Source organism: Streptomyces sp. NPDC044063, from assembly GCF_056434285.1.
Map to the genome: position 1 here is coordinate 202,432 of NZ_JBWKFM010000010.1, position 24,807 is coordinate 227,238.

Annotated in this window: 22 protein-coding genes; 8 read left to right on the forward strand and 14 right to left on the reverse strand. The window is 74.3% G+C overall.

Annotation, left to right across the window (positions count from 1 at the left end; translation table 11 throughout):
- The first annotated feature begins 9 nt into the window (after positions 1 to 9).
- A complete protein-coding gene (locus AC07BS_RS15345) occupies positions 10 to 771 on the forward strand; it encodes a thioesterase II family protein (protein WP_478647708.1) in 762 nt (253 codons plus the stop codon).
- Positions 772 to 848: 77 nt separating this feature from the next.
- Here AC07BS_RS15345 and AC07BS_RS15350 read toward each other — a convergent pair whose 3' ends face one another.
- Positions 849 to 3,011 carry a PIG-L family deacetylase gene (locus AC07BS_RS15350; RefSeq protein WP_478647709.1) on the reverse strand — a complete coding sequence of 721 codons (2,163 nt, stop codon included), beginning with the start codon at positions 3,009 to 3,011 and terminating at the stop codon, positions 849 to 851.
- A 253-nt stretch (positions 3,012 to 3,264) separates the two neighbouring features.
- Positions 3,265 to 3,837 (reverse strand): GNAT family N-acetyltransferase, encoded by a 573-nt coding sequence (locus AC07BS_RS15355; RefSeq protein ID WP_478647710.1) that lies wholly within the window; start codon positions 3,835 to 3,837, stop codon positions 3,265 to 3,267.
- Between the two features lie 139 nt (positions 3,838 to 3,976).
- On the opposite strand from AC07BS_RS15355, the gene AC07BS_RS15360 reads away from it, so the two are divergent.
- Positions 3,977 to 5,128 (forward strand): alpha/beta hydrolase, encoded by a 1,152-nt coding sequence (locus tag AC07BS_RS15360; protein WP_478647711.1) that lies wholly within the window; start codon positions 3,977 to 3,979, stop codon positions 5,126 to 5,128.
- Positions 5,129 to 5,135: 7 nt separating this feature from the next.
- Here the strand turns inward: AC07BS_RS15360 and AC07BS_RS15365 are convergent, their stop codons facing one another.
- The gene (locus tag AC07BS_RS15365; RefSeq protein WP_478932508.1) at positions 5,136 to 6,194 is read right to left on the reverse strand and encodes a polyprenyl synthetase family protein; all 1,059 of its coding nucleotides are present in this window, start codon (positions 6,192 to 6,194) and stop codon (positions 5,136 to 5,138) included.
- On the reverse strand, positions 6,191 to 7,216 hold the full coding sequence (locus AC07BS_RS15370; RefSeq protein WP_478932509.1) for a tetratricopeptide repeat protein: 1,026 nt from the start codon (positions 7,214 to 7,216) through the stop codon (positions 6,191 to 6,193). The genes AC07BS_RS15365 and AC07BS_RS15370 overlap by 4 nt, the downstream gene beginning before the upstream one ends.
- A 267-nt stretch (positions 7,217 to 7,483) precedes the next feature.
- Between AC07BS_RS15370 and AC07BS_RS15375 the strand changes: the two genes are divergently transcribed.
- Together AC07BS_RS15375 and AC07BS_RS15380 are read left to right on the forward strand one after the other, a co-directional pair.
- Positions 7,484 to 9,094, forward strand: a complete 1,611-nt coding sequence (locus AC07BS_RS15375; RefSeq protein ID WP_478647716.1) for a phospholipase D-like domain-containing protein — start codon at positions 7,484 to 7,486, stop codon at positions 9,092 to 9,094.
- A gap of 203 nt (positions 9,095 to 9,297) precedes the next feature.
- Positions 9,298 to 10,221 (forward strand): D-alanyl-D-alanine carboxypeptidase family protein, encoded by a 924-nt coding sequence (locus AC07BS_RS15380; RefSeq protein ID WP_478932511.1) that lies wholly within the window; start codon positions 9,298 to 9,300, stop codon positions 10,219 to 10,221.
- A 72-nt stretch (positions 10,222 to 10,293) separates the two neighbouring features.
- On the opposite strand, the gene AC07BS_RS15385 is transcribed toward AC07BS_RS15380, so the two are convergent.
- From AC07BS_RS15385 to AC07BS_RS15400, 4 genes are all read right to left on the reverse strand, one after another.
- Complete coding sequence (locus AC07BS_RS15385) at positions 10,294 to 11,235, reverse strand: alpha/beta fold hydrolase (RefSeq protein WP_478647718.1); 942 nt, start codon at positions 11,233 to 11,235, stop codon at positions 10,294 to 10,296.
- 71 nt (positions 11,236 to 11,306) lie between these two features.
- Entirely contained in the window at positions 11,307 to 12,614 is a 1,308-nt protein-coding gene (locus AC07BS_RS15390; RefSeq protein ID WP_478647719.1) for a wax ester/triacylglycerol synthase domain-containing protein, read from the reverse strand.
- Between the two features lie 133 nt (positions 12,615 to 12,747).
- The gene (locus tag AC07BS_RS15395; protein WP_478647721.1) at positions 12,748 to 13,992 is read right to left on the reverse strand and encodes a glycosyltransferase; all 1,245 of its coding nucleotides are present in this window, start codon (positions 13,990 to 13,992) and stop codon (positions 12,748 to 12,750) included.
- A gap of 66 nt (positions 13,993 to 14,058) precedes the next feature.
- Positions 14,059 to 15,615, reverse strand: coding sequence for an alpha/beta hydrolase (locus AC07BS_RS15400; protein ID WP_478932514.1), 1,557 nt, complete (start codon positions 15,613 to 15,615; stop codon positions 14,059 to 14,061).
- Between the two features lie 133 nt (positions 15,616 to 15,748).
- On the opposite strand from AC07BS_RS15400, the gene AC07BS_RS15405 reads away from it, so the two are divergent.
- Positions 15,749 to 16,942: an aminotransferase class V-fold PLP-dependent enzyme gene (locus AC07BS_RS15405; RefSeq protein ID WP_478932516.1), complete on the forward strand. Its 1,194-nt coding sequence runs from the start codon at positions 15,749 to 15,751 to the stop codon at positions 16,940 to 16,942.
- Here the strand turns inward: AC07BS_RS15405 and AC07BS_RS15410 are convergent.
- The 5 genes from AC07BS_RS15410 to AC07BS_RS15430 all read right to left on the reverse strand — a co-directional run bounded on the left by AC07BS_RS15410 (position 16,930) and on the right by AC07BS_RS15430 (position 21,495).
- Positions 16,930 to 17,172, reverse strand: coding sequence for a hypothetical protein (locus tag AC07BS_RS15410; protein ID WP_478647725.1), 243 nt, complete (start codon positions 17,170 to 17,172; stop codon positions 16,930 to 16,932). The two genes, AC07BS_RS15405 and AC07BS_RS15410, sit on opposite strands and share 13 nt — an antisense overlap.
- A 10-nt stretch (positions 17,173 to 17,182) precedes the next feature.
- A complete protein-coding gene (locus tag AC07BS_RS15415) occupies positions 17,183 to 17,476 on the reverse strand; it encodes a hypothetical protein (protein ID WP_478647726.1) in 294 nt (97 codons plus the stop codon).
- A gap of 101 nt (positions 17,477 to 17,577) precedes the next feature.
- The gene (locus tag AC07BS_RS15420; RefSeq protein ID WP_478932518.1) at positions 17,578 to 18,720 is read right to left on the reverse strand and encodes an amidohydrolase family protein; all 1,143 of its coding nucleotides are present in this window, start codon (positions 18,718 to 18,720) and stop codon (positions 17,578 to 17,580) included.
- A gap of 1 nt (position 18,721) precedes the next feature.
- Positions 18,722 to 20,071, reverse strand: a complete 1,350-nt coding sequence (locus AC07BS_RS15425; RefSeq protein WP_478647729.1) for a type I glutamate--ammonia ligase — start codon at positions 20,069 to 20,071, stop codon at positions 18,722 to 18,724.
- A 164-nt stretch (positions 20,072 to 20,235) separates the two neighbouring features.
- The gene (locus AC07BS_RS15430) at positions 20,236 to 21,495 is read right to left on the reverse strand and encodes a serine hydrolase domain-containing protein (RefSeq protein ID WP_478932521.1); all 1,260 of its coding nucleotides are present in this window, start codon (positions 21,493 to 21,495) and stop codon (positions 20,236 to 20,238) included.
- 234 nt (positions 21,496 to 21,729) lie between these two features.
- On the opposite strand from AC07BS_RS15430, the gene AC07BS_RS15435 reads away from it, so the two are divergent.
- The 3 genes from AC07BS_RS15435 to AC07BS_RS15445 all read left to right on the forward strand — a co-directional run bounded on the left by AC07BS_RS15435 (position 21,730) and on the right by AC07BS_RS15445 (position 23,566).
- Positions 21,730 to 22,095, forward strand: a complete 366-nt coding sequence (locus AC07BS_RS15435) for a hypothetical protein (protein WP_478647731.1) — start codon at positions 21,730 to 21,732, stop codon at positions 22,093 to 22,095.
- A gap of 97 nt (positions 22,096 to 22,192) precedes the next feature.
- A complete protein-coding gene (locus AC07BS_RS15440) occupies positions 22,193 to 22,396 on the forward strand; it encodes a hypothetical protein (RefSeq protein WP_478647732.1) in 204 nt (67 codons plus the stop codon).
- A gap of 171 nt (positions 22,397 to 22,567) precedes the next feature.
- Positions 22,568 to 23,566 carry an ABC transporter substrate-binding protein gene (locus tag AC07BS_RS15445; RefSeq protein ID WP_478932523.1) on the forward strand — a complete coding sequence of 333 codons (999 nt, stop codon included), beginning with the start codon at positions 22,568 to 22,570 and terminating at the stop codon, positions 23,564 to 23,566.
- A gap of 72 nt (positions 23,567 to 23,638) precedes the next feature.
- Here AC07BS_RS15445 and AC07BS_RS15450 read toward each other — a convergent pair whose 3' ends face one another.
- Positions 23,639 to 24,769, reverse strand: a complete 1,131-nt coding sequence (locus AC07BS_RS15450) for a M20 family metallopeptidase (protein ID WP_478647735.1) — start codon at positions 24,767 to 24,769, stop codon at positions 23,639 to 23,641.
- Positions 24,770 to 24,807: the final 38 nt, after the last annotated feature.

Consider the following 24,807-nt stretch of genomic DNA (forward strand, 5'->3'; position numbering starts at 1 on the left):
GACCCCACTGTGAACGACAACCTCTCCGGCGACGACAACGGCCTGTGGATCCGCAGGTTCCATCCGCGTCCGGACGCCGAGGTGCGGCTGGTGTGCCTGCCGCACGCCGGCGGCGCCGCGAGCTACTTCTTCCCGGTGTCCCGGACCATGCCGGCCTTCGCCGACGTGCTGTCCGTCCAGTACCCCGGACGCCAGGACCGCCGCGCGGAACCGCTCGTCGACACCATCCCCGACCTCGCCGACCAGGTCTTCGCCGCGCTGCTGCCCTGGGCCGACCGCCCGCTGGCGTTCCTGGGCCACAGCATGGGCGCCACCCTCGCCTTCGAGGTGGCCCGGCGCTTCGAGCGGGAGAAGGGCATCGTCGCGGCCGCGCTGTTCGCCTCCGGCCGCCGGGCGCCCTCCACCCACCGGGACGAGAGGGTGCACCTGCTCGACGACCGCGGCCTCGTCGCCGAGGTCGACCGCCTCAGCGGCACCGACTCGGGGCTGCTGAAGGACGAGGAGGTGCTGCGCATGGTCCTGCCGGCGATACGCTCCGACTACCGGGCCGCCGAGACCTACGTCTACGAGCCGGGCGAGCCGCTGCGCTGCCCGGTCGTGGCCCTGACCGGCGACGCCGACCCGAAGGTCACGCTCGACGAGGCCGCCGCCTGGGAGTCTCACACCGAGGGCCCGTTCGAGCTCAAGGTCTACCCCGGCGGTCACTTCTTCCTCGCCGACCACCAGAAGGCGGTGATCGACGAGATCGCCGGCCGGCTGCGGCGGGGCTGAGCCCGTAGAACGCGAGGAGCCGTCCTTCCCGCCCGGCACGCGCCGGGGGGAAGGACGGCTCCCGTCCGCTCAGGGGGCTACGACTCCTGCACGTCGCTCTGGACCGTGCCGTCGTGCGCGGCCCAGTCGCCGAAGGCCGAGCGGCCCGAGCCCTTGCCCCGGACGCTGCTGAGCCGGCCGTCCATGCCGAGCACGACGGCCACATTGCGGCCGCGCGAGTCCTGGACGAGGGCGGGGGTGCCGCGGAACGGCACTCCGCCGTCCAGCCAGGGGCCCGGCCGCCCGGAACCGGCCGACAGCCGCACCAGGCCCTTGCCGTCGCGCGCGGCGAGGAGGGTGTCGTTGCCGGCCTGGGCCAGCGCCACCCGCCCGTAGCCGCTGATCCGCTCGCACTCGGTGGTGACCCGCCAGCCGCCGTCGTCCCGCCGGTCCGCGATCAGGACGCGGGAGGTGGCGGGCTGGCGTGCGGCCAGGCGCAGGCCGCCGCCGGACAGCGGGACCAGCGACAGCGGGCCGGTGGCCGCCGGGAGGCGCGTCGGCTCGGCCATGGCCAGGGATCCGCCGGAGCCGTCGGACATCCAGTGGTGGACCGTCTTGACGTCGGCGGCCACGACGTGGAGGCGGTTCTTGGCGTCGAGCACGGCGTCCAGGCCGTCCTCGATCTTCACCGGCGGCTCGGAGGTGGGCAGCTGGTCCCAGTCCGACCAGTCCTTGCCGCCGGCGCCGGTGCGGAAGCTGACGCCGCCCGCCCAGTTCTTGACGAAGACGTGGACCGTACCGTCCTTGTCGGTGACCGCGACGGGGTAGCCGACCTCGATCGACCGCTGCGGGTCCTCCTCGGGCGAGCGCAGCGACTCCCACGGGCCGAAGGCCGGGGCGCCGCCGGCCGCCTTGCCGGTCTGCCGGGAGGTGACGATCTCGCGCCGGTGGTCCTGGCCCGGGGCGGGCAGCACGGTCCGTACGGAGAACAGCTGGAGGGTGCCGTCGGTGTGGCGCAGCACCTGCACCTGGCCCTCCAGCATGCCGCCGGCCACGGCGGTGGGCTTGGACCAGACGCCGGAGCCGGCCCGGGTCTCGGTCCAGTACTGCACCTGGCCGTCGAGGAGGGCGAAGGCCGCGAGGCGGCCGTCGGGCAGCGGCTGCACCCAGCGCTGGGTGCCGGTCGCGCGGTGGCGGAGGTTGTTGGACCAGCGGGTGTCCTTCGACCGGTTGCCGACCTTCCGGTCGCCGCAGCCGGCGGGGTCGCCGCAGTCCTTGCCGTCGGCCCAGCCGTAGATGTCGAGGATCTTGACCTTGTGGCGGGTGGTGGCCGAGTCCAGGCTGTTGGGGAGGGTGGCGACCTCGTAGCCGACGTAGCTGTCGACGGCGGTGGGCCGGGCGTGCTTGCGTCCCCAGTACTGGGCCAGCGCGGCCTGCGCGAAGTAGGCGGAGGTGGTGTGGTCCTGGTGGTCGTACTTGGCTATGCCCTGGAGGACGGGCGGGGTGTTGGGGTAGTGGGGCTCCTTGGGCAGGTGCGTCGGGTTCGGGTCCAGGGTGCGCACGACCGTCGGCCGGTAGCGCTCCAGGACCGCGGTGAGCGAGTCGATCACCTGCTGGCGGGTGTACTGGTAGGGGCGCTTGACCGGGCCCGAGGCCGGCACGAGCGTGGAGAGCTTCGGGGTGGCGCCGAGCCACAGGCCGCGCAGGCTGTCCTGGCGGGGCGCCTTGATGAAGCGGGCCTCCAGCAGCTCCATGAAGATCAGCTGGACCTGCGGGGCGGCCTTGAGGGTCTGGAGCTCGACCTCGAAGCCGGGCAGGAGCGTCATCGTCTCCACGGTCCACGGGCTGAGCCAGTCGCCGGTCGCCATCTGAGCGGTCGCCTCGCGCAGGCCGTTCATCCGGGCGCGGACGAACTCCGGGCGCTTCTCGGGCAGTTTGGCGTAGCCGGGGCTGCGGGCGAGGGCGTTGCGCCCGTCGGACTCGCCGCCGGTCATGCAGACCGTGACGGTCGGGGCGCCGCTGCGTATGGACTGCTCCAGCTCGGGGTTCATGAAGTACAGCGAGTCGTCCGCGTGGGCCATGATGTGGACGAACGACTCGGTGGTCGCGGCCTTCGCCGGGCGTGCGGGGAATTCGCCCTTCTTGTGCCCCTTGTCGGAGCCGGGTGCCAGCCACTGCCAGGCGCCCACCGCGCCCGTTCCGACGACCAGGCCTCCGCCCGCGACCTGGAGGACGCGACGACGCGGTATTCGCCCTGGCACAGGGGTCTCCTTCTTGTCCTGCGCCAAGTGAGCGCGGCCGTAAGCGGAAAGGGGCGATTGGGAACCAATCGCCCGCTGATCATGAGTTCGATCCTATGATCTGCAAGCCCCTGTTTCCCTGCTGTTGTGTAACAGCCATGCCACGGCGAGGCATAGATTCTTTGGCGATTGGGCAACGTGGGATGGAGGCCGCCCCTCCGTAACGGAACGTCCCCGGACGGCTCCATGATGTGATGCCCGCCACGCCCCGCGACTACGCCCCGGCGGGGTCGTGGTCGTGGAGGATCCGGTGGAAGAGCACATGGTCCCGCCAGGCCCCGTCGATGTGGAGATAGTCCCGCGCGACGCCGATCCGCTCGAAGCCGCACTTCTCCAGGACCCGCTGGGACGCGGTGTTCGCGAGGACCGTCCCGGCCTCGATCCGGTGGAGGCCCAGCCGCTCGCCGGCGTCCCGGCACGCCGCCGTCACCGCCGCGGTCGCCAGGCCCCGGCCCGTGTGCCGCGACGCGACCCAGTAGCCGAGGTTGGTGCTGTGCCAGGCGCCCCGCACGATGTTCGCCAGGTTCACCACCCCCGCGATCTCGCCCCGGCCCCCGTCCTCCGCCAGCACCCAGGGCATCAGCCGCCCCGCCGCGCGCAGCCCCAGGACGTCCTCCAGCCGGGCCGCCTGGCCCTCCGCCGTGTAGAAGGACGCGGGCCGCCGGGGCTCCCAGGGCCGCAGGTGCTCCCGGTCGCGGTCGTAGGCCCGGGCGAGGGCCGCCGCGTCGTCGAGGGCCACCGGGCGCAGCACGATGTCCGGCGTGAGGGAGTGGAAGTCAGTGATCATCCGTCTACCGTAGGCGGGACCGTCGAGTGCCCCGGGTCATACCCCGGTATCACCCTCCGGTTGGCTCCCGGGGGTGACGCCGCGCGACCCACCCCGTTCCTACGTTTCCCCTCGTCACCACGGACGAGGGAGATCATTCATGCGCCGCTTCACGCGCGCCCTGGCCGCCGCGGCCGCCGTCACCGCCGTCATGGCCGGCACCGCCGGCTGGGCGGCCGGCGACGAGCAGACCGCGGTGACCGGCCCCCCGGTGGGCACCGCCGCCTGGCGCGCGGACCACTCGGCGCACCGCACGCTCCCCGACCCCACCGCCGACCCGGACGAGATCGCCCGCTTCTTCGCCGGCCTCCCGGAGGCGACGCGGCACGACCTGGCGGCCCGTCACCCGCTCGTCGTCGGCAACCTCGACGGCGCCCCCGTCGAGCTGCGCTACGAGGCCAACCGCCGCGCCCTCGCCGCCGAACGCGACCGGGAGCGGGCCCGGGCCGCCGACCGCTCCCGACCCGGCCACGAGCGGAAGGAGGCCGAGGAGCGCGCCGGCCGCTACGCACGGCTGCTCGCCCCCGGCCGGCAGATCCTCGCCTTCGACCCGCGCGGGCGCGGCCAGGTCGCCGAGGTCCACGGTGACTGGACGGCCGCCCGGCACACCGCGGTCGTCGTGCCCGGCTCCGACATCGACCTGGCCTCCTTCGACCGCGCCCGCGACCCGTACGGCACCCCGACCGGGATGGCCCGCTCGCTGCGCGCCGAACTGGCCCGGCAGGCGCCGGGCACGCCCACCGCCGTGATCGCCTGGGCCGGCTACACCACCCCGGTCGGCGTCGGCCTGGACGCCGCGAGCGGCCGCCTCGCGGAGGCGGCCGCCCCGCGCCTGGAGCGGCTGCTGGCCGGGCTCGCCGCGCGGGGCACGGCCGCCGCGCCGCCCGCCGTGTTCTGCCACAGCTACGGCTCGGTCGTCTGCGGCCTGGCCGCGTCCGGCATCGACGCGACCGAGGCCGGCGACCTCGTCGTCCTCGGCAGCCCCGGCATGCGCGCCGGCTCCGCCGCCGACCTGCGCACCGGCGCCCGGGTCTGGGCGACCCGCCGCAACGGCGACGACTGGATATCCCGCGTCCCCCACGTCAGCGTCCTCGGCCTCGGCCACGGCGCGGACCCGGCCGCGCCGGACTTCGGCGCCCGCCCGGTGCCGTCCACCGGCTCCCACGGGCACACCGCCTACTTCGCCCCGGGCACCGCGTCGCTGCGGCACTACGCCGAGATCACGCTGGGCCGGTACGCCGCCGTGCGCTGACCTTCCGTCAGAGCTCCCTCGCCAGCAGGAAATCCGTGAGGCCCGCCAGCTCGCGGACCGCGTCCGGCGCGAGCGGGGCGGCCGCCAGGCAGGCATGGGCGTCCGCCGCGTGGCGGCGGGCCGCGGCCTCGGCGGCCTCCCGACCGCCCGCCGCCTCGACGAGCGCGGCCGCGCGCGACGCCGCCGAGGCGTCCAGCGGGGCACCGGAGGAGAGCAGCGCCTCCAGCGCGCGGGCCGCCGGGGTCCCCGTCCGCAGGGCCGCGAGGACCGGCAGCGTCTTCTTGCGGCGGCGCAGGTCGGCGTGGACGGGCTTGCCCGTGACCGCAGGGTCGCCCCAGATCCCCAGCAGGTCGTCCACCGCCTGGAAGGCGGCGCCCAGGTGCCGGCCCGCCTCCGTCAGCGCCCCGACCGCCGCCGGGGAGGCGCCCGCGAGCACCGGGCCCAGCGCCAGTGCGCAGGAGAGCAGCGACCCGGTCTTGCCGGCCGCCATGGCCTCGTACTCCGGCAGCCGCACCGCGCCGGCGCCCGTCCACGGCCGGGACTCGAAGAGCAGGTCGTCGGCCTGGCCGCGGAGCAGTTCCCGCAGCACGCCGGACAGACAGCGCACGCCCGCCGCACAGTGCTCGCCCTCGGCGCCGGCCACCGTCTCCACGGCGAGCGCGAACAGCGCGTCCCCCGCCAGGACCGCGGGCCCGGTGCCGAACGCCTTCCAGACGGTGTCCCGGTGCCGGCGCCGCTCGTCGCCGTCCATGACGTCGTCGTGCACCAGCGAGAAGGTGTGCACCAGCTCCACGGCGACGGCCCCGGCGACGACCACCTCCGCGGGCGCCCCCACGGCCTCGCCGCCCAGCACGGCGAGGGCCTGGCGTATCCCCTTGCCCCCGCCCCCGGCCGCCGGGGTGCCGTCGGCGTGGCACCGGCCGAGCGCGTAGGAGGCCATGCGGCGCGGCCACGGGTGGAGGCTGTCCACCGCCGTCCGCAGGGCGGGCTCGACCAGCTCCCGGCTGCGACCGAGGACGGGCGGCGGCCCGGCCTGCGGCACCGTGAGGCCGGTTGCCGCCGTCACGCGGAGACCCCGAGCTCCGCGCGGGCCTTGGCCACCATCTCCCGGGCGTGCATCAGGCCCAGGCCGCGCAGCGTGTCGTCCAGCGCGTCGAGGTCGGCGGCGGTCTCCGCGACCTCCCGGCCCAGCCGCGCCCGGGACTTGACCAGGCCCAGGGTGGCCAGGGCGGTGCCGCGCGGCTCCGCCATGTCCCGGAACTCCTCCAGCGCCCCGGCGTAGGTGTCCCGCGCCTCCTCGTAGCGGCCCGCGCGGAAGAGGACGTTGCCGCGCATCTTGTGGTTGTACGCCAGCGCGCTCACCAGCCGCATCCGCCGGCAGGTCGCCTCGGCGCGGGTCAGCAGCTCCAGGGCGTGCCCGGTCTCGCCGCGCAGGGACAGCACGTCGGCCATCCCCCGCAGGGCCCACGCGTGGCCGCGCGCGTCGTCGGCCTTCTCCGCTATCCCGGCGGCCTCCTCGAACATCTCCAGAGCGGTGTCGTACGCGCCGGTGTTGCGGTGCATCTGGGCGATGCCCTCCAGCGCCCACACCGTGTGCCGGGCCTCGCCCCGCCGCCGGGCCTCGGCCAGCAGCTTCTCGTGGAGCTCGCCCACCGCCTGGTAGTCGCCCCGGATGCGTCCGGTCTCGGCCAATCCCGCGAGCGAGTAGCCGCGGGCGACGATGTCGCCGCCGCGCTCGGCGAGGTCGGCGGCGATGGTCAGCCAGCGCATCGCGAGGGCCAGGTGGCCGCGCTGCCGGGCCAGGGTGCCGCCGCTCCACACGGCCCAGGCCATGGCCCCCAGGTCGCCGGCGCCACGGGCCGCGCGGTAGCTCGCCCGCCAGGCCCGCTCGGCCTCCTCGACGAGGCCCAGCCGCCGGCTGGCCTCGGCCACGGCGAGACCGGCGTGCGCCGAATCCAGCGTGGAACCGGCCAGTTCGGCCTTCCGGCGCTGCTCCTCGGCGGTCTCGAGGACCTCCTCCAGCGAGGCGTTCACCGAGAGCGCGCCGAGCGCGCCGCGGTACTCGGGAGCGAATGCCTTGCCGTACATGTGTACCTCTCTTCGTGACGACACGGCGGACTCCGGGCGCTGTCCGGGCGCCCGTTCCGCCGGAGATCACGAAGCTATGGCCAACGCCCCCCGGTGGGAATCCGCCCGCGAGGCGGTCCCGTGTACCTCTGAGGGCTGGTGGCCGAAGGCCGTGTCATACGTGAGATGTACACGCCTCGTCAGCTGGTAACTTCTCAGAGTTGATCTTGTGTTCCCCCGAACACTGTCAGTTGTTCGCGGAATCGTTACTTCACTGAAGGAAGCCCATTGCTCCGGCACCGCCGTCCCCGCCGCCTGGCACGCTGCGCGACGATCTCGGCCGTCGTCCTCGCCGCCCTCCCCGCGACCCCCGCCCTCGCGAGCCCTTCGGACACCCCGCACCTCGACGCGGTGGAGAAGACGCTGCGTCAGGTCTCGCCCGGCCTCGAGGGCGACGTGTGGCAGCGCACCAGTGGCAACAAGCTCGACGCCTCCCAGGCCGACCCGTCCGACTGGCTGCTCCAGACCCCCGGCTGCTGGGGCGACGCCTCCTGCGCGGACCGCCCGGGCACCAAGCGGCTGCTGGCGAAGATGACGGAGAACATCTCCAAGGCCCGGCGCACGGTCGACATCTCCACCCTGGCGCCCTTCCCGAACGGCGCCTTCCAGGACGCGATAGCCGACGGCCTCAAGAAGGCGGCCGCCTCCGGCACCAAGCTCCGCGTCCGCGTGCTCGTCGGCGCCGCGCCCGTCTACCACATGAACGTGCTGCCCTCGAAGTACCGCGACGACCTCACGGCACGCCTGGGCAAGGCGGCGGAGAACGTCACGCTGAACGTGGCGTCGATGACGACCTCCAAGACCAGCTTCTCCTGGAACCACTCCAAGCTGCTGGTCGTCGACGGCGAGTCGGCCATCACCGGCGGCATCAACAACTGGAAGGACGACTACGTCGACACCACCCACCCGGTGACCGACGTCGACCTCGCCCTGACCGGCCCCGCCGCCCACTCCGCCGGTCGCTACCTGGACCAGCTGTGGAGCTGGACCTGCCAGAACAAGAGCAACGTCGCCAGCGTCTGGTTCGCCTCGTCCGGCGGCGACTGCATGCCGACGATGCACAAGGACGCCAACCCCGTGCCGTCCGGCCCCACCGGGAACGTCCCCGTGATCGCCGTCGGCGGCCTGGGCGTCGGCATCAAGGACAAGGACGCCGCCTCGGCGTTCGACCCGAAGCCGCCGTCCGCCAACGACACCAAGTGCGTCGTCGGGCTGCCGGACAAGACCAACGCCGACCGCGACTACGACACGGTCAACCCCGAGGAGAGCGCCCTGCGCGCGCTGGTCGCCAGCGCCGAGCGCAGCGTCGTGATCTCGCAGCAGGACCTCAACGCCACCTGCCCGCCCATCGCCCGCTACGACGTCCGCCTCTACGACCAGCTCGCCGCGAAGCTGGCGGCCGGTGTGAAGGTCCGCATCGTCGTCAGCGACCCGGCCAACCGCGGCGCGGTCGGCAGCGGCGGCTACTCGCAGATCAAGTCGCTGTCCGAGATCAGTGACACCCTGCGCAACCGCCTCGCCCTGGTCACCGGTGACCAGCAGAAGGCCAAGGCCGCGATGTGCTCCAACCTCCAGCTGGCCACGTTCCGCAGCTCGCCGGGCAAGACCTGGGCCGACGGCAAGCCGTACGCGCTGCACCACAAGCTGGTGTCCGTCGACAGCTCCGCCTTCTACATCGGCTCGAAGAACCTCTACCCGTCGTGGCTCCAGGACTTCGGCTACATCGTCGAGAGCCCGGAGGCCGCCAAGCAGCTGGAGGCCAAGCTGCTCGACCCCGAGTGGACGTACTCCCAGGAGAGCGCCACGGTCGACTACGCGCGCGGCGTCTGCGCGAGCTGACGCCCGGTCGGTACACCGACTCGAAGGGGAGCACCCGTGCCACACAGGTACGGGTGCTCCCCCTTTCGCTCGGACAATTCTCTTCGCCTTCCGAAGAATTATCCGATCGTATTCACTCCATCGTGGACGGATTTCTTTCCCCGTGGCGCCGGGTGCAAGCATGCGCTCGCCTCAACCGACGAGCGAGGAATTCTGGAGACTCCATGGAGCCATGTGAGGGACGTGTGGTCCGCCGCTGGGGAGCGGCGCTGACCGCGTCGGCCGCGGTGTTCGCGGCCGCCCTCCCGACCGCCCCCGCCCAGGCCGCGGGGGGCCCGACGGGAATCACCGCCAAGGGGGCCTACATCGACGGCGGACCCGGCGGGAGGACGTGGGGCAAGGCGCCCGACACCCCGCGCCAGATGGCCAGCACCACCAAGATCATGACCGCGGTCGTCGTGGTCGACGACCACGCGGGCGAGCTGAACCGGCAGGTCGAGATCAAGCAGTCCTACCGCGACTGGGTCCAGCGCAACCAGGCCAGCACCGCCGACCTGCGCACCGGCGACCGGCTCACCGTACGCCAGCTGCTCTACGGCATGATGCTGCCGTCCGGCTGCGACGCCGCCTACGCCCTCGCCGACACCTTCGGCGACGGGGAGACGGAACGGGAGCGCACCGCGTCGTTCATCGGGAAGATGAACGCCAAGGCCCGCGAACTGGGCCTGAGCAACACCCACTACGACTCCTTCGACGGCATCTCCGCCGCCGGGGACAACCACTCCACCCCGCGCGACCTGGCGAAACTCGCCCGGCACGCGCTGGGCGGCAGCACCCTGCAGACGGTGATGAAGTCGCTCAGCACCCAGCAGAAGGCCGCCAACGTCAACCGGCTCTACACCTGGTACAACACCAACAAGCTGCTGGGGTCGTACAACGGCGTCGTCGGCATCAAGACCGGCTCCACCCGGGCGGCCGGCCCCTGCCTCGTCTTCGCCGCCCGGCGCGCCGGGCGCACCGCGGTCGGCGTCGTCCTCGACGACCGCGCCGGACGCTACCCGGACGCCGCCAGGATGCTCGACTACGCCTACGGCGAGCGCACCGCGATGACGCTGCGCCGGCTTCCCATGGGCGCCCACGAGGACTGACCCGGGGCGCGGCGGCCCGGTCCGGCCTCGTACGGGGCGCGGGGCCGGGCCGTCCGTTCGTGGCCCGTCCGCTCAGGACTCGTTGGAGGGGCGGGGCGAGGGGAGCGTGCCCATCGGCGCACGGTGCCGGACGCGCTCGACCGGGTGGCAGTAGTCCAGCCCCGCCAGCGGCCCGCCCGAGAAGAAGCGCGTCATCAGGTCCACCAGCTCCGCCGGGCGCTCCAGGTGGACGAGGTGGTCGGCGTCCTTGAAGGTGGTGAACCGGGCGTCGGCGAGCCGGGAGGCGGCCTCCCGGCTCAGCGCGGGGGTGCTCAGCGGGTCGTGCTCACCGGTCGTGACCAGGGCCGGGACGCGTACGGCCGGGCCGCCGGGCAGCCGCGAACACACCAGGAGCCGCTGCGAGTTCTCCCGGTACTTCGCCATGTCCTCGGCCGTCATGTCGTACAGGGCGCGCCGCAGGCAGCGGGTGATCGCCGACCGCCGGGAGACGGTGACCAGTGGGGAGCCGCACACCATGGTCTCGATGACGCACTCGACGAACTCCGCGCGCCGCCCCTTCTCCGCCATCACCAGCGTGCGCTCCACCCGGGACCGGACGTGGTCGGCCAGATGGGACATGGTCCCGACGAGCCCGAGCCGCTCGGCGCGCCCGGGATGGTCGCGCACCCACTGGTAGGCCACGGCGCTGCCGTACGAGCCGCCGAGGATGTTGACCGGGTCCGGCGCCACCTTGGCCAGCAGCTGGTCCAGCGCCTCCGCGAGGAAGTCGAGGCCGTAGTGCGCGGGCAGCCGGTCCGCGGCGCCCCAGCCCGGCAGGTCGACGGTGATGACGGTGGCCGACTCCAGGAAGCCCCGCTCCAGCCGGCCCCAGGCGTTCTGGTGCTGGAACGCCCCGCCGACCAGGACGACGGGCGCCATTCTCGCGTCCGGCCGGTGGACGATCCGCCCGCTGTAGGAGTACCCGCCGAGGGTGAGCGGAATGACCTCTTCCAAGAGTGCGGTACGCGTCGGCACGGCCGGTCTCCGTTTCGTGGGGGAGCTTCACCAGAGGAAACGAGAGCCGGTGGCGGGACGTTACTGCCGCCTCACGGCCGCAGCGCGAGCACCTCCGCCCGGATCAGGGAGGCCAGCCGGTCCGCCAGCGCCCGGTGACCGTGGTCCGTCACCACCGTCACCACCGCGGACGCGTCATGGAGGAACATCGTCGCCGCCACCGGGTGACCGGGGCTCAGCGGAGGCAGCCCCGCCAGCCCGGCGAGCCGCGCCCGGCCCAGGGCCAGCGGGCCCGCGTACGTCGCCGCGCTGCTGCACAGCAGCGAGGAGTAGAAGGGCGAGTCCGCGTACCGGCCCAGCGCGTCGCCCAGCGGGCCGTGCCGCCGCGGCCGCGCGTCCACCAGCCGCGCCTGGGCCCGCGCCCGTTCCTTGAGCGCCGCGCGCCGGGTGAAGCCGTCCACCGCCGCCAGCCGCTGCCGGGGACCCCCGCGGACGGGGAGCGGCACCCGCACCGTGGCGTAGCGGTTGCCGAGCAGCGCCGCCTCGTCCTCCGCGCGGACGTCCACGGGCACCATCGCGCACACCCCCGGCAGCGGCAGCCGGCCCAGCGCCCCCGAGTCGCGCAGGGCCCCGGCGGTCGCGGCCAGGAACACGGCGTTGACCGAGGCCCGCCCCGAGGGCAGGGCGTCGCGGGCCGCGTCGACGTCCGCCATCGGCAGCCGGCGGAAGGCCACCGCCCGCCGCGGGTCGACCCGGCCGTGGAACGGCAGCGGCCGGCCCCGGGGCACCGCGTCCGCCAGTGCCCGGGCCAGCGCCGCGGCCCGGGGCGGGGCGGCGGGCGGCGCGGTGGGCCGGGGCCGGCCGCGCGGCCCCGGCAGGCTCACGGCAGGGGAGTCGAGGAGGGCCCGCAGCAGCGTGATGAGCGAGACGCCGTCGAGCAGCGCGTGATGCGCGCGCAGCAGCAGCGCGAAGCCGCCGGCGGCCGGCAGCAGATGCAGCTGCCAGGGCGGCCGGCCCACCCCCAGGGGCTGGGCGAGCAGCTGGGCGACCACCGCCTCGGCCGAGACCGCGTCCGGACCCGCGACGACGTGCCGCTCGGCGGCGAACGCGGGCCCCGCGACCCACCCGGGCCAGGCCCGCCGGCCGGTGGCGGGCACGTCCGGCGTCAACCGCAGCCGCTCGTACGCGCCCCAGCGCTCGGCGACCCGCTCGCGCAGCGCCTCCAAGGAGGGCACGGCCCCCTCGAACCAGGCCATGACCCCGTCGGTCATACAGATCGTGCCGCTGCTCTGATGCCGGTACAGCCAGGCGTCCAGCGGCGGCATGGCCGTACCGGTGGCAGGCCCGGCGTCGGGGACGCCGGGCAGGAGAGCACCGGACCCGGCGGGCCGGGGCGTCATGCGGGCCTCCCCGCCCCGACGCCGGCACCGGGCGCGACCGTGCGCCGCGCCAGCGTCCCGGCTCCGGCGCCTGGCCGCGCCGTGCGCCGCCCACTCGTCCCGGTTCCGGCCGTAGGCCCCGTCATACGCCCCCTCACCGCCCCGCCTCCTCGACCGCGCGGGCCACGGCCCCCGCGCCGTCCTCGCGGCCCAGCCGGCCCGCCAGCTGGACGGCCCGGCCGGCGAAGCGCTGGTCGCCGGTGGCGCGGCGGAGGGCTCCGGCCAGGCGGCCCGCCGTCAGGTCGGTGAAGGGCAGCACCCCGGGCGCCACCCCCAGCCGGACCAGCCGGCCGGCCCACCACGGCTGGTCGGTCATGACGGGCACCGGCACCGCCGGCACGCCCGCGCGCAGGCCCGCCGCCGTGGTCCCGGCCCCGGCGTGGTGGACGACGGCGGCCGTGCGCGGCATCAGCCAGCCGTGCGGGAGCGGACCCACGGTCAGCACGTCGTCGCCGGCCACCGACAGCCCGGCCCAGCCGGACTGGACGATGCCGCGCAGCCCCGCCTGGCGCAGCGCGCGGGCGGTGAGGTCGGCGAGCCGTTCGGAATCGCCGGGCATCATGCTGCCGAAGCCCACGAAGACCGGGGGCGGGCCGGCCGTGAGGAAGTCCGTGACCGCCGTGGGCGGCTGCCAGTCGGCGCACTCGTGCGGCCACCAGTAGCCCGCGACCCGCAGGCCCGGGCGCCAGTCCGCGGGGCGGGGCACCACCGAGGGGCTGTAGCCGTGCCAGATCGGCCACCGCTCGCGCTCCCGCTCCCGGCGCAGCAGATGGGTGCCGCGGTGCGAGAGCCCCAGCCGGAGGTGGAGGCTGCGGTTCGCGGCGGCGTACAGGGCGTCCAGCACGCCGTTCGCGCCGAGCCCGCGCAGCCGGTTGCCGTACCCCGGCGGGCGCAGGGCCGTCGTGCAGGGCGGGAACGCCGTCGTGGGCGTGTCGGGCTGGAGGAAGACGCCCATGCTCGGCACGCCGTGGTAGCGCGCCACCACCCGCCCGATCGGCGCGGCGATCGACGACAGCAGGACCATGTCGGCCTTGGGGTCCAGCCCCGCCAGGACCCCGTCGACCAGCGCCAGCGCGGCCCGCTCGACGGCGCGGGCGAAGCCGGCCAGCACGCGCGGCGACCGGGCCGCGCCGTTCGCCCCGCGGTGCACGGCCAGCAGCTCCTCGAACGGGTCCGCCGGCAGCGGCCGCATGCCCAGCCCGCAGCACGCCACCAGGGGCGCGAACTTCGCGTGGGTGACGACCTCGACGTCGTGGCCCTCCGACCGCAGCCGGTGCCCGAGGCCCGTGTACGGGGCCACGGACCCCGTCGTCCCCGCTGTGATGATCTGGATGCGCATGTCCTGGGCCCTCCCGCCGCCCTGTCGGGACAACGAGAGGGCACCCGGACCGGATACGGCACCCGGCTACTTCGCCGCCCCCGCCGGCACCGGCAGCGGCCCGGCCGCGCACTCCGTGTCGCGTCGGGGGGCCTCGTCCCGCAGCAGGTAGGCCTCCACGGTGCCGTCCACGCAGGAGTTCCCGGAGAGCCACGTGCCGTGGTCACCGCCACCGGTCACGGTGACCAGCCGCGACCCGCGCAGCGCGCGGTGCGCCCGCAGCGCCCCCTCGTAGTGGGTGGCCGGGTCGTGCACCGAGTTGAGCATCAGCGTGGTGGGCAGGCCCTTGCCGGTCACCTTCACCTCGGGCGCCGTGGGCTTGGGCCAGTACGCGCACACCGAGGCGAACGCCAGCTCGCGGGCGCCCAGCAGCGGCCGCTCGCGGGTGTCCTTCGCGCTCCGCCGCTCCCACTGGCCGATGTCCCGCGTCCACGGGGTGTCGTTGCAGGTCACCGTGAAGTACTCGGCGAGGAACTCCGGGCTCAGGTAGTGGCCGAACAGCTTGCCCACGAGCTCCTTCTCCGCCGCCCCCGCGGTGTCCCAGCGGCCGAGCGCCACCAGGCCCGCGGCCAGCGCGGGGAAGCCCTGACCGGCGTTGTACATCGCCTGTATCGCGCCGTTGTCCAGCTGGTTGGGGCCGATGACGACCGAGCCCGCCGTGACCGGGTGCTCGCCCAGGGCGGCCCGCCGCCGCTCCCAGCCCGCCCTGACCTCCGCGACGGTCCGCCCGAGGTGGTAGACGTCGTCGTACTTCGCCAGCCACGGCAGGAAGTCCTCGTCGAAACGGCGCTGGAAGCTCCTGGGCTGGCCCTTCATGAACTCCTCCCACGTGCCGTCGAACGCGATGTTGCTGTCCAGCACGGCCCGTTCGACGCGCTGCGGGAAGAGCGTCGCGTAGTAGGCGCCGATCATCGTGGCGTACGAGGCCCCGTAGTACGAGATCTTCCGCGCTCCCAGCAGCGAGCGGAACAGGTCCATGTCCCGCACCGTCTGCTCGGTGTTCAGGTACGGCAGCAGGTCCCCGGTGCGCTTCTCGCAGCCCTCGACGAACTTCCGCGAGTTCTCCAGCACCCGCTGCCGCGCGGCGGGGGAGCCGTCGCGGTAGTCGCCGGCGAGGAACTCGGTGAACTCCGCGCCGGTCTGGCACTCGGCCCGGGTGCTGCGTCCCACTCCGCGCTGGTCGAAGCTGACCACGTCGTAGGCGGCGCCGACCGCGGGCGACTGGGCCACGACGCCGGCGGGCCGCATCAGCCCCGAGCCGCCCGGCCCGCCCGCGGCCATCATCAACACCCCGCGCCGCCCGCCGGAGCCGGTCGCCCGGTGCCGGGACACCTCCACCGAGATGTCGGCCCCGGCACCGGGGTGGTGCCAGTCGCGGGGCACGGTCATCGTCGCGCACTCCAGCGGGGAACCGGTCTCGCAGGCGTGCCACTCCAGCGTCTGCCCGGTGTAGCGCGCGGGCACGTCCGCGCCGGCCGTCCGGGCCTGGGCGGGGGCCGCCGGCAGGGCCGTGACGGCGACGGCCGCCACCACGGCACCGGCCACGGTGGCCGCCGGACGCGACGACTTCGCGAACTTGAACATCGATCCTCCTGGGCAGTGTGACTACGGCGTCGATACTTCCGCGCCGCCCGCCCGCGATCGATCCCACCCGTGCCCGTTCCGGGGGTGGTACTGGTACCACCCCCGGGCCGTGCCACCGTGAGAAAGGCCCTCCATGGTCCTGGACATCGCCGCCCTCCGCGAGGACACCCCCGGCTGCGCCCACCGCGCCCACCTCAACAACGCGGGCGCAGGCCTCCTCTCCCGCCGCACCCTCACCACGGTGACCTCCCACCTCGAACGGGAGGCCCTCGTCGGCGGCTACGAGGCCGCCACCGAGCGGCTCGCGGACATCGAGGCGACGTACGCCGCCGTCGCGGAGATCGTCGGCGGCCGGCCCGAGGAGGTGGAGCTGTTCGACAACGCCACCCACGCCTGGGGGGCGGCCTTCTACGCGGTTCCCCTCCGGCCCGGCGACCGCGTCCTGACCGGGCACTCGGAGTACGCCAGCAATGTGCTGGCCTACTTCCAGGCCGCCCAGCGCACCGGCGCCGAGATCGTGGTGGTCCCCGACGACGCCTCCGGGCAGCTGGACACCGCCGCGCTCGCCGGCCTGCTGGACGAGCGCGTCAAGCTGGTCGGCGTCAGCCACGTCCCCACCGGCGGCGGCCTGGTCAACCCGGTCGCCGAGATCGGCCGGCTCACCCGCCGGGCCGGGGTGCCGTTCCTGCTGGACGCCACCCAGTCCGTGGGCCAGTTCCCCGTGGACGTCGAGGAGATCGGCTGCGACATGCTCTGCGCCACCGGCCGCAAGTTCCTGCGCGGCCCGCGCGGCACCGGCTTCCTCTGGGTCCGCTCCGGGATGCTCGACCTGCTCGAACCGGCCGTCAACGAGACCGCCGCCTCCGTCTGGGACGGCAAGCGGGGCTTCTCCTGGCGCCCGGGCGCCCGCCGCTTCGGGACGTGGGAGATGAGCTACGCCAACATCCTCGGCCTGGGCAGCGCCGTACGGCAGGCCCTGGACCTCGGCCTGGACGCCATCGGCGAGCGGTCCGCCGAGCTGGGCGCCGCCCTGCGGGAGCGGCTCGACGCGGTGCCGGGCGTCACCACCCACGACCGGGGTCGGCGCCGGTGCGCCATCGTGACCGCCACCGTCGCCGGAGTCGCCCCGGACCACGTCAAGGCGGAGCTCGCCCGGCACGGCGTCAACGTCACCACCACCCACCCGGAGACCGTGATGACCGGCAAGGAGGCCGGCGCCATCCACCCCGTGGTCCGGCTCTCGCCGCACTACTACAACACCGAGGACGAGCTCGACCGGGCGGTCGCCGTCGTCGCGGACCTCGCCCGGACGGCTCAGCCCAGGTAGTCGATCTGGTAGACGTGCAACGTCCGCGTCCGGTGCCCCAGATAGATGACGACGAACACGTCGTCGAGCACGAGCATCCGCATGACGCCGTCGTCCTCGCCGTAGGGCACGGTCGCCGCCAGCGGATCCGTGCAGGCGGCGATCAGGCGGTCGCCGAGGTGCGCGCTCACCGGGGGCGGGAGCTGCTCCCAGACGGCGGCCGTCGTCATGTCGAACTTGAGCGCGTACACCGGTCGGCTGTCAGTTCCAGGCGGTGCCGAGGCCGCGCGGCGGGCCCGGGTCCTCCTGCGCCGTCCGGGGGAAGTCGATCCAGTCGCCCGGCACCTCGCGGCCCGCCGCCTGGGCGGCCGCCGCCTGCCGGCCGCGTTCGACCGCGGTGAGGGTGCGCTCGGCGATGGCCTGCCACTTGGCGAAGACGACCGGCACCTCGTGCGCCGGGGCCCGGCCGATCTCCCGGGCGAAGCGGCGGGAGAGGTCCGCGCTGCCCAGCGCGTCCCGGATCCGCTCGATGCTCCACACCTGACCGGTGGTCATGCGTCCTCCCCGCGTCGGCGGCCGGACCGCCCACCCTAGCGAAGGGGGCCCCGCCGGCCGGGTGCGCCGACGGGGTGGACGCGCCCGTTCCGTGGCCGGATTCACCCGGACGCCGGGGCCGGTGTCCCGTACACGCGCCGGGCGTTGTCCGCCGCGACCATGGCCGCCACCCGCTCCGCGTCCGCCGCCGACCAGGCGCCCTCGGCCACCCAGCCCGCCAGCAGCCGCGTCAGGGCCCGCCGGAACAGCTCGGCGCCCACCACGTACAGCTCCGGCAGCCCGTACGCGTCCGTGGAGAACAGCAGCTTGCCGAACGGGGTGAGCTCCGCCGTCTCGGCCAGCACCGCCTCCGCCCGCGCCCCGGTATGGGTGAGCGACAGGCCCACGTCGGCGTAGACGTGCGGGAGGACGGCGGCCAGATAACCGGCGTTGCGGTGGTACGGGTAACCGTGGAGGAGCACCACGGAGCAGCCGGTGGGGCGCACCGCCTTGAGGAAGTCGGTGAGCAGCAGCGGGTCGCAGCGGTGCAGCCGCAGGTCCGGGTCGCCGAAGCCCGTGTGCAGCTGGAGCGGGAGCCCGGTCGCGGCGGCCGACCACAGCAGGTGGCGCAGCAGCACGGGGTCGGCCAGCCGCTCGCCCGGGGCCCGCCGGGCCAGCCACGCGCCGGCGGCGGCGCGTACCTCGGCGTCGGCCGGTGGGCCGGGCGCGAAGTCCAGGCCGTGGCGGTAGCCGACGACCGACTTGAAGCCGGCGGCCGTGCGGGCGCTCTCCTGAACGGCCGAGCCGAGGGCGTCGAGGAAGTCGCGGACGCCGCCGGCCGTGTCGGCCGCCCCCTCCGCCAACCGCTCCAGGCGGACGATCTCGTGGCAGGAGGCGTCCCCGGCCGCCGCCAGCTCGGCGGGGGAGGTGAGGTCGCCGGGGATGCCGGTGTCCACCAGGTACGCGGCGATGCCGGCGGCACCCAGCAGCCGGCGGGTGGCCTCGGCCGGGCCGAGCGCGCGCCGCCGCCGGAGGTACGCGTCGGGCGGGCAGTGCGCGTCGAGGCCGAGCAGGGGCGGACACCAGCGGCGCACGGCGAAGCCGAGCTGGGTGTCGAAGAAGCTCGTACCGGGCGCGGCGGGCGCGTCCGACTCGGTGAGGAAGGCCGCGAAGGCCTCGTCGCTGAGCTCGCCCCGGGCCACGCCGTGGCAGTGGTGGTCGACCAGCGGCGGGATGTGCGGCCCCGCCCCGCGCCCTTGGGTCACGTCAGTACCGCAGCCGGGTCGCGGCCGCTACGTCCTTCGGCGCCATCCCCTCGAACAGCTCGGCCTCACCGGCGCGGACGGCGGCGATCGCCTCGAACAGCGGATCGCCGAGCGCCTCCCGCAGCAGGGAGGAGGCCCGGAAGTGCTCCAGGGCCTCGGGCAGCGACGCCGGCAGCCGGGTCTGGCCGCCGGTGAGCGCCGGGTCGCCGGCCATCGGGGGCGGCAGCCGCAGGCCCTCGTCGAGCCCCGCGAGGCCGGCGGCGACGACCGCGCCCGTCACCAGATAGGGGTTGGCCGCCCCGTCGAAGCACTTCACCTCGGCGTTGGCGGCCCCGGTGTCGTCGGGCGCGCCGGTGATGAAGCGCAGCGCGGCCTCCCGGGTCTCCAGCCCCCAGCACTGGTAGACGCCGGCCCAGCGCGAGGGCTCGAGGCGCAGATAGCTGGCGGGCGTGGGGGCGCCGAGCACCAGCAGGGCCGGCAGCTCCCGCAGGACGCCGGCGAGGAAGGACTCGCAGGTCCCGGTCATGCCGAACGGGCCCCCGCCGCCCCGGCACAGGTTGGTGTCGTCCTGCCACAGGCTCAGGTGCAGGTGCGCGCCGCTGCCGACGCCGCCCGGCTCGGCGACGGGAGCGAAGGAGACGTCGAGCTCGTGCCGGCGCGACACGGCGCGGATCGTCTCGCGGACCAGGACGGACAGGTCGGCCGCGCCGACGGGGTCCGACGGGGCGACGGACACCTCGAACTGGCCGGGGGAGTACTCCGGGTGGATCTGGAGCACCTCGACGTCCTGCGCGGCGAGCGCCTCCAGGACGTCGCGCAGATAGTCGGAGAGCTCGACGACGCGGGTCATGCCGTAGGCGGGGCCGGAGCAGCCGTAGCGCGGCGGCTCGTGGCCGTTGGCCCGCATGACGACCCACTCGGTCTCGAAGCCCATGCTGAGCCGCAGGCCCCGCTCCGCCGCCGCGCCGGCCATCCGCCGGGCGAACTGCCGCTGGCAGGCGACGTGGGGCGTGCCGTCCTGCGCGTAGCGGTCCACCGGCGCCCAGGCCCAGCCGGGCTGGGCGGCGAGCACGGTGAGCCGGTCCAGGTCGGGGACGAGCCGCAGGTCGCCGTCCGGGCCGCCGAGGTGGCGGCTGGTGACCGCCGAGTCGTCGACGAGGTAGGTGTCGAAGCACGGCGAGGCCCCGACGCCCCGGTGTGCCGCGTGCCCGAGCCGGCCGGTGGGCACGGCCTTGACGCGGGCCAGGCCGGCGTTGTCCACCCAGGTGAGCGCGACGCCGTGGACGCCCTGCGCGGTGAGCTGCGCCGCGGCCTGCCGGCCCGCCGACTCCGCCCGTTCCCGTTCCTCCACGCCCGCTCCTCACCGTCGACGATCAGCCGGTCCAGGGATTCTGGTCACGATCCGGCCGTATTACACCTCATGCGCGGCGCCGGGGGTCGGTACACGGCCATATACGGCCATGGGCGTGCCCGGCGCCGCCGGGGCGCCGGGCACGGACCGGGCGTGACGCCGGGTCAGCGCAGGGCGGTGAGCCGGTCGAGTGAGGAGCCGGCCGGGCCGGTGGTGGCCTTGGGACCGGCCTTGGGGGCCGGCTTGGTGCCGCAGTACTCGGCTTCGAGGAGGCCGGCGAGGTCGCCGCCCCAGTCGCCGTTGAGGTTGAACGCGGCGGTGTGACGGCCGTCGGCGGTGGCGGACGCGAGGGAGGTGGAGCCGTGGATGCCGCCGCTGTGGAACCAGATCTTCTTGTCGCACGACAGGGTGGCGGTGGAGACACCGAGGCCGTATCCGGCCCCGGCCTCGCCGGCCGCCGGGACGGTGGTCAGCAGTTCCCGTTGCTGGCGCTCGGGGAGCAGCTCCCCTCGGAGCAGGGCGCTGTAGAAGCGGTTGAGGTCGCCGGTGGTGGAGATGATCTCGCCGGCGGCCCAGCCCCAGGACGGGTTGAGCTCGGTGACGTCGTAGACCTTGGCGTCGGGCGCGTCGCTCAGCAGCTTGCTGTAGCCCCGGCCGTGCGGGCCGGGGACGCGGGGCGACGTGCCCGGGAGGGTGGTGGCGCGCAGGCCGAGCCGGCGGACGACGCGCCGGTCCACCTCGGAGGCGTAGGAGTGACCGGTCACCTTCTCGACGATCAGTCCGGCGAGGACGTAGTTGGTGTTGGAGTAGTGCCAGCCCTTGCCCGGGGCGAAGTACGGCGCGTGCCGGGTCGCGGTGGCGACGAGCTCGGAGGGCGTGCGGGTCTCGAAGCGGTGGTCGAGGAAACCGGTGGTGATCCGCTCGACGAACGCGGGGTCCTCGGTGTAGTTGAAGACGCCGCTGGTGTGGTTGAGCAGCTGCCGGACGGTGATGGCGCGGCCGTCGTGGCCGTTGCCCCGTACGACGCCGGGCAGCCAGTGGTCGACCGGGTCGTCGAGGTCGAGTCTGCCCTCGGCCTCCAGCTGGAGCAGCACGGTGGACACGAACGCCTTGGTGATGCTGCCGACGCGGAAGCGGTCCTGGGGGAGGCGGTCGCGGCCGGTTCTGAGGTCGGCCGTGCCGGCGGAGGCGTTCCAGGTGCCGTGGTCGTCCCGGGCCTGGCCCAGGACCCCGGGAAGGCCGGCCGTCACCTGGGCCTCCATCACGGAGCGGGTGGCGGCGTGCCGGTCGCGGTCCCGCCCGGTGTCGGCCGCGGTGGCGGTGGTGGTGGCCGTGAGGGCTGTCGTCGCGAGGGCCGTCGCCAGCGCCGCCCCCGTGAGTACTCGGCGCGGTGTCCGTTGTGACAGCGGTATCCGTCCTGACATCTGTCCTGCCTTTCCGTGCGAGGGACCTCCCCGCACATCCGAAGGACCTGTACATCCCCCTGGACTCCGTCGAGGCGCCCGGACGTTGAGCCGGTGGCGGACCGGGACCGGCGGATGAGCGGAAACCGGCCAATGTTCTTATCGGACCATTAAGGGCGGGGATGTCTCGCTCAAGCCCGTTTCTCACCCGATCGACGGAATGCCCCAGGGTGACTGACCGACTACGCTGCATTTGTGGCGTTCTGGGGTCGTGCTGCGGTGGTGCAGCCCGTATTGCGGGCTGTCGTCGTGCTGCTGGCCTCCGCGCTGATGGTGCTGTCCGGTGTGACCTCGGAGTTCGCCGACTACGCCGCCGCCCGGGAACGGGCACCCGCCTCGGCGCCCGCCGAGGACGGGGCGAACGACGAATGCGCCGCGTGCGTGCCGGAAAGGCGCGTTCCGCGCCCGGGGAGGGCTGGACGGCCGCTGGGCGGAAGCCTGTTGGCCGTTGCGGCCGCCGCCGGGACCGCCGGGGTGCTCTCCGGCCCGCGGTCGCCGGCCCGCCCGGGCGACCCCGTCGTCGATCCGGGCCACGCCCGGCATTCCGTCCTGCGCTGCTGAGCGCGACCACACCCCCGCCCCGTCCAGGGGCCGGGGGTGTCGTTCGCGTACCCGGATTCCGGCCAGTCGGCAGTCTTCACAGCAGGAGTGACACGTCATGCGCATCGACACCGCGCGTGCGCTCGGCGCCTACGTGCGCGCCGAGGCATACCGCGCCCACAGCCCCAAGCCCGACCCGGAGCCCGTGCCGGTCGTCGTGGAGGAACTCCCGGAGCTCCCGCCGCTCGACGAGGGGGCCGCGCGCTCCCGGTCGCGAGGGGCGTGGAGGCTCGTCCGGCTCCTCTTCCCGCGGCGCGGGTGACGGCGGGGCCAGGGGCGGGTCGTCCGGTCGTCGTGCGGGGAAACCCCTCACGCGGGATGACTTTTAGGTAAGGCTAACCTAATATCACCGGTGTCCGGAGGGTTCCTTTCCTCCCGGACGACGGCCTTCCCCTGCCTTTTCCCGACTCTTCTCAGACGCCCGGAGCCTTCGATGACCTCGTCCCGCCGCCTCCTCATGTCCACCCCGCGCCGCGCGGCCCAGGCCCTCGCCGCCGTGGGCGCGGCCGCCCTGCTGCTGACCGGCTGCGGCGGGGACGGGGACTCCGACAAGGGGAAGAGCGACGGGGCGGCGTCCGACGCGGGCGGCGGCACCCGTACGGTCAAGGACGCGACCGGCACCGCCGTGAAGGTCCCGGCCCACCCCAAGCGGATCGTGACCCTCACCCAGGAGGACCTGGACGCGGTGCTCGCGCTCGGCATCAAGCCGGTCGGCATCACCAACGGCCAGGGCCTCAACAAGCCCCCGGCCTACCTCGAGGACAAGGTCAAGGGCGTCAGCGTCGTCGGCAACCTGCTCCAGCCGGTGATGGACAAGGTCATCGCCGCCAAGCCCGACCTGATCCTGGCCGGCGACATGCAGGACCAGCAGGTCCTCAAGCAGCTCCGCGAGATCACTCCGGCCACCCTGGTCACCATGGCCCCGACGGACGACTGGAAGCTGTCCTTCCGAGGCATCGCCAACGCCGTCAACGGCATGGAGAAGGCCAACAAGGTCATCGCCGACTACGAGACGAAGGCCAAGAAGGCCGGCGAGGAGCTCGGCGACAACAAGGGCGCCGAGGTCAGCATTGTGCGCTGGAACCCGGACGGCCCGAGCTGGATGGAGAAGAAGCAGTTCGCCTCCGGCGTCGCCCTGGACATGGGCCTCAAGCGCCCCAAGTCCCAGGACAAGGACGGCAACGCGCACACCCCGGCGCTCAGCCTGGAGAAGATCAACGAGATCGACGGCGACTGGCTGTTCCTGTCCACCCTCACCGCCGACGGCGAGAAGGCCCTCAAGGACGTCCAGGAGAAGCCGGCGTACAAGGACCTGAACGCGGTGAAGAAGAACCACGCGGTCACCGTGAACGGCTCGGTGTGGTCGACGCGGGGTGGGCCGCTGGCCAGCGGTGTGGTCATCGACGACATCAGCAAGGCGCTGAAGAAGTAGGCAGGGGCGCCGGACGGGCCGAATGGCCCGTCCGGCGCTTGAGGACCGGGGGTCCGGGGGCGGAGCCCCCGATTACGCGCGCGCCGCCGCGAAGTCCGCGGCCGTCCACGCCATACCGATCGCCCCGTCGACCACGGCCCGCTCCGCCTCCGGCGAAACGGCCGCGGCGACGAACTCCGGCTCGTGCGGCCCGCACGCCCCGCCCGTGATGTCCAGCACCGGGTGGATCGACGGCACCGCGTGCGACACGTTGCCCATGTCCGTACAGGCGAACGCCTCGCGCCGCTCCGGCTCGGGGCGGCCCAGCGTCCGGGCGTTGGCCGTCCAGAGGGCGATCAGCTCCGGGTCGGTGCGGAAGTCGAGGTAGTCGGGCTCGGGGCGGGTGAGCGTCACCTCGCAGCCGGTGGCCAGCGCGCCGGCCCGGAAGCAGGCCTCGACGCGCTCGCGGAGCTCGCGCAGGTCCTCGGCGGCCGAAGTGCGGATCTCGTACTCGGCGGTGGCCCGGTCCGGGATCAGATTGGGGGCCGTGCCCGCGCTCGTGGTCACGCCGTGCACCTTCCAGTGCGGCGGCAACTGCTGGCGCAGCAGCCCCAGAGCCACCTGGGCCACCGTCAGGGCATCGGCGGCGTTGCGTCCTTCGTGGGCGTTGAGGCTGGGGTGCGCCGAGCGGCCCCGGTACTCCACCGAGAGCGTGCCGAGTGCGAACGACCGGAACTCGGCCACCTCGAACGGGCAGGGGTGCACCATCATCGCGGCGTCGACGCCCTCGAAGGCGCCCGCCCGCAGCAGCAGCTCCTTGCCCGCCCCGCTCTCCTCGGCCGGGGTGCCCAGAACCCGTACGGTCAGGCCGAGTTCGTCGGCGTACGGTGCCAGGGCCAGCGCCGCGCCGACGCCCGCGGCCGCGATCAGGTTGTGGCCGCAGGCGTGCCCCAGTCCGGGCAGCGCGTCGTACTCGCAGGCGACGGCCACCGTCACCGGCCCGCTGCCCGCCGTCGCGGCGAACGCCGTGTCGAGCCCGTACGCGGGGGCGGTGACCGAGAAGCCGTTCCGGCCCAGGAGTTCAGCGCACCAGGCCGCCGCCCGGTGCTCGGCGAACGCCGTCTCGGGGTGGTCGTGGATGCGCCGGCTGAGCGACAGGAGCTCCTCGCGATGCGCCGAAACCCTTTCGCGTATGGCTGATTTGAGGCCTTCGGTCACGGTCATGTCCGGCTCCACTGTCGTAGGTGTCCCATCCGGCTCGG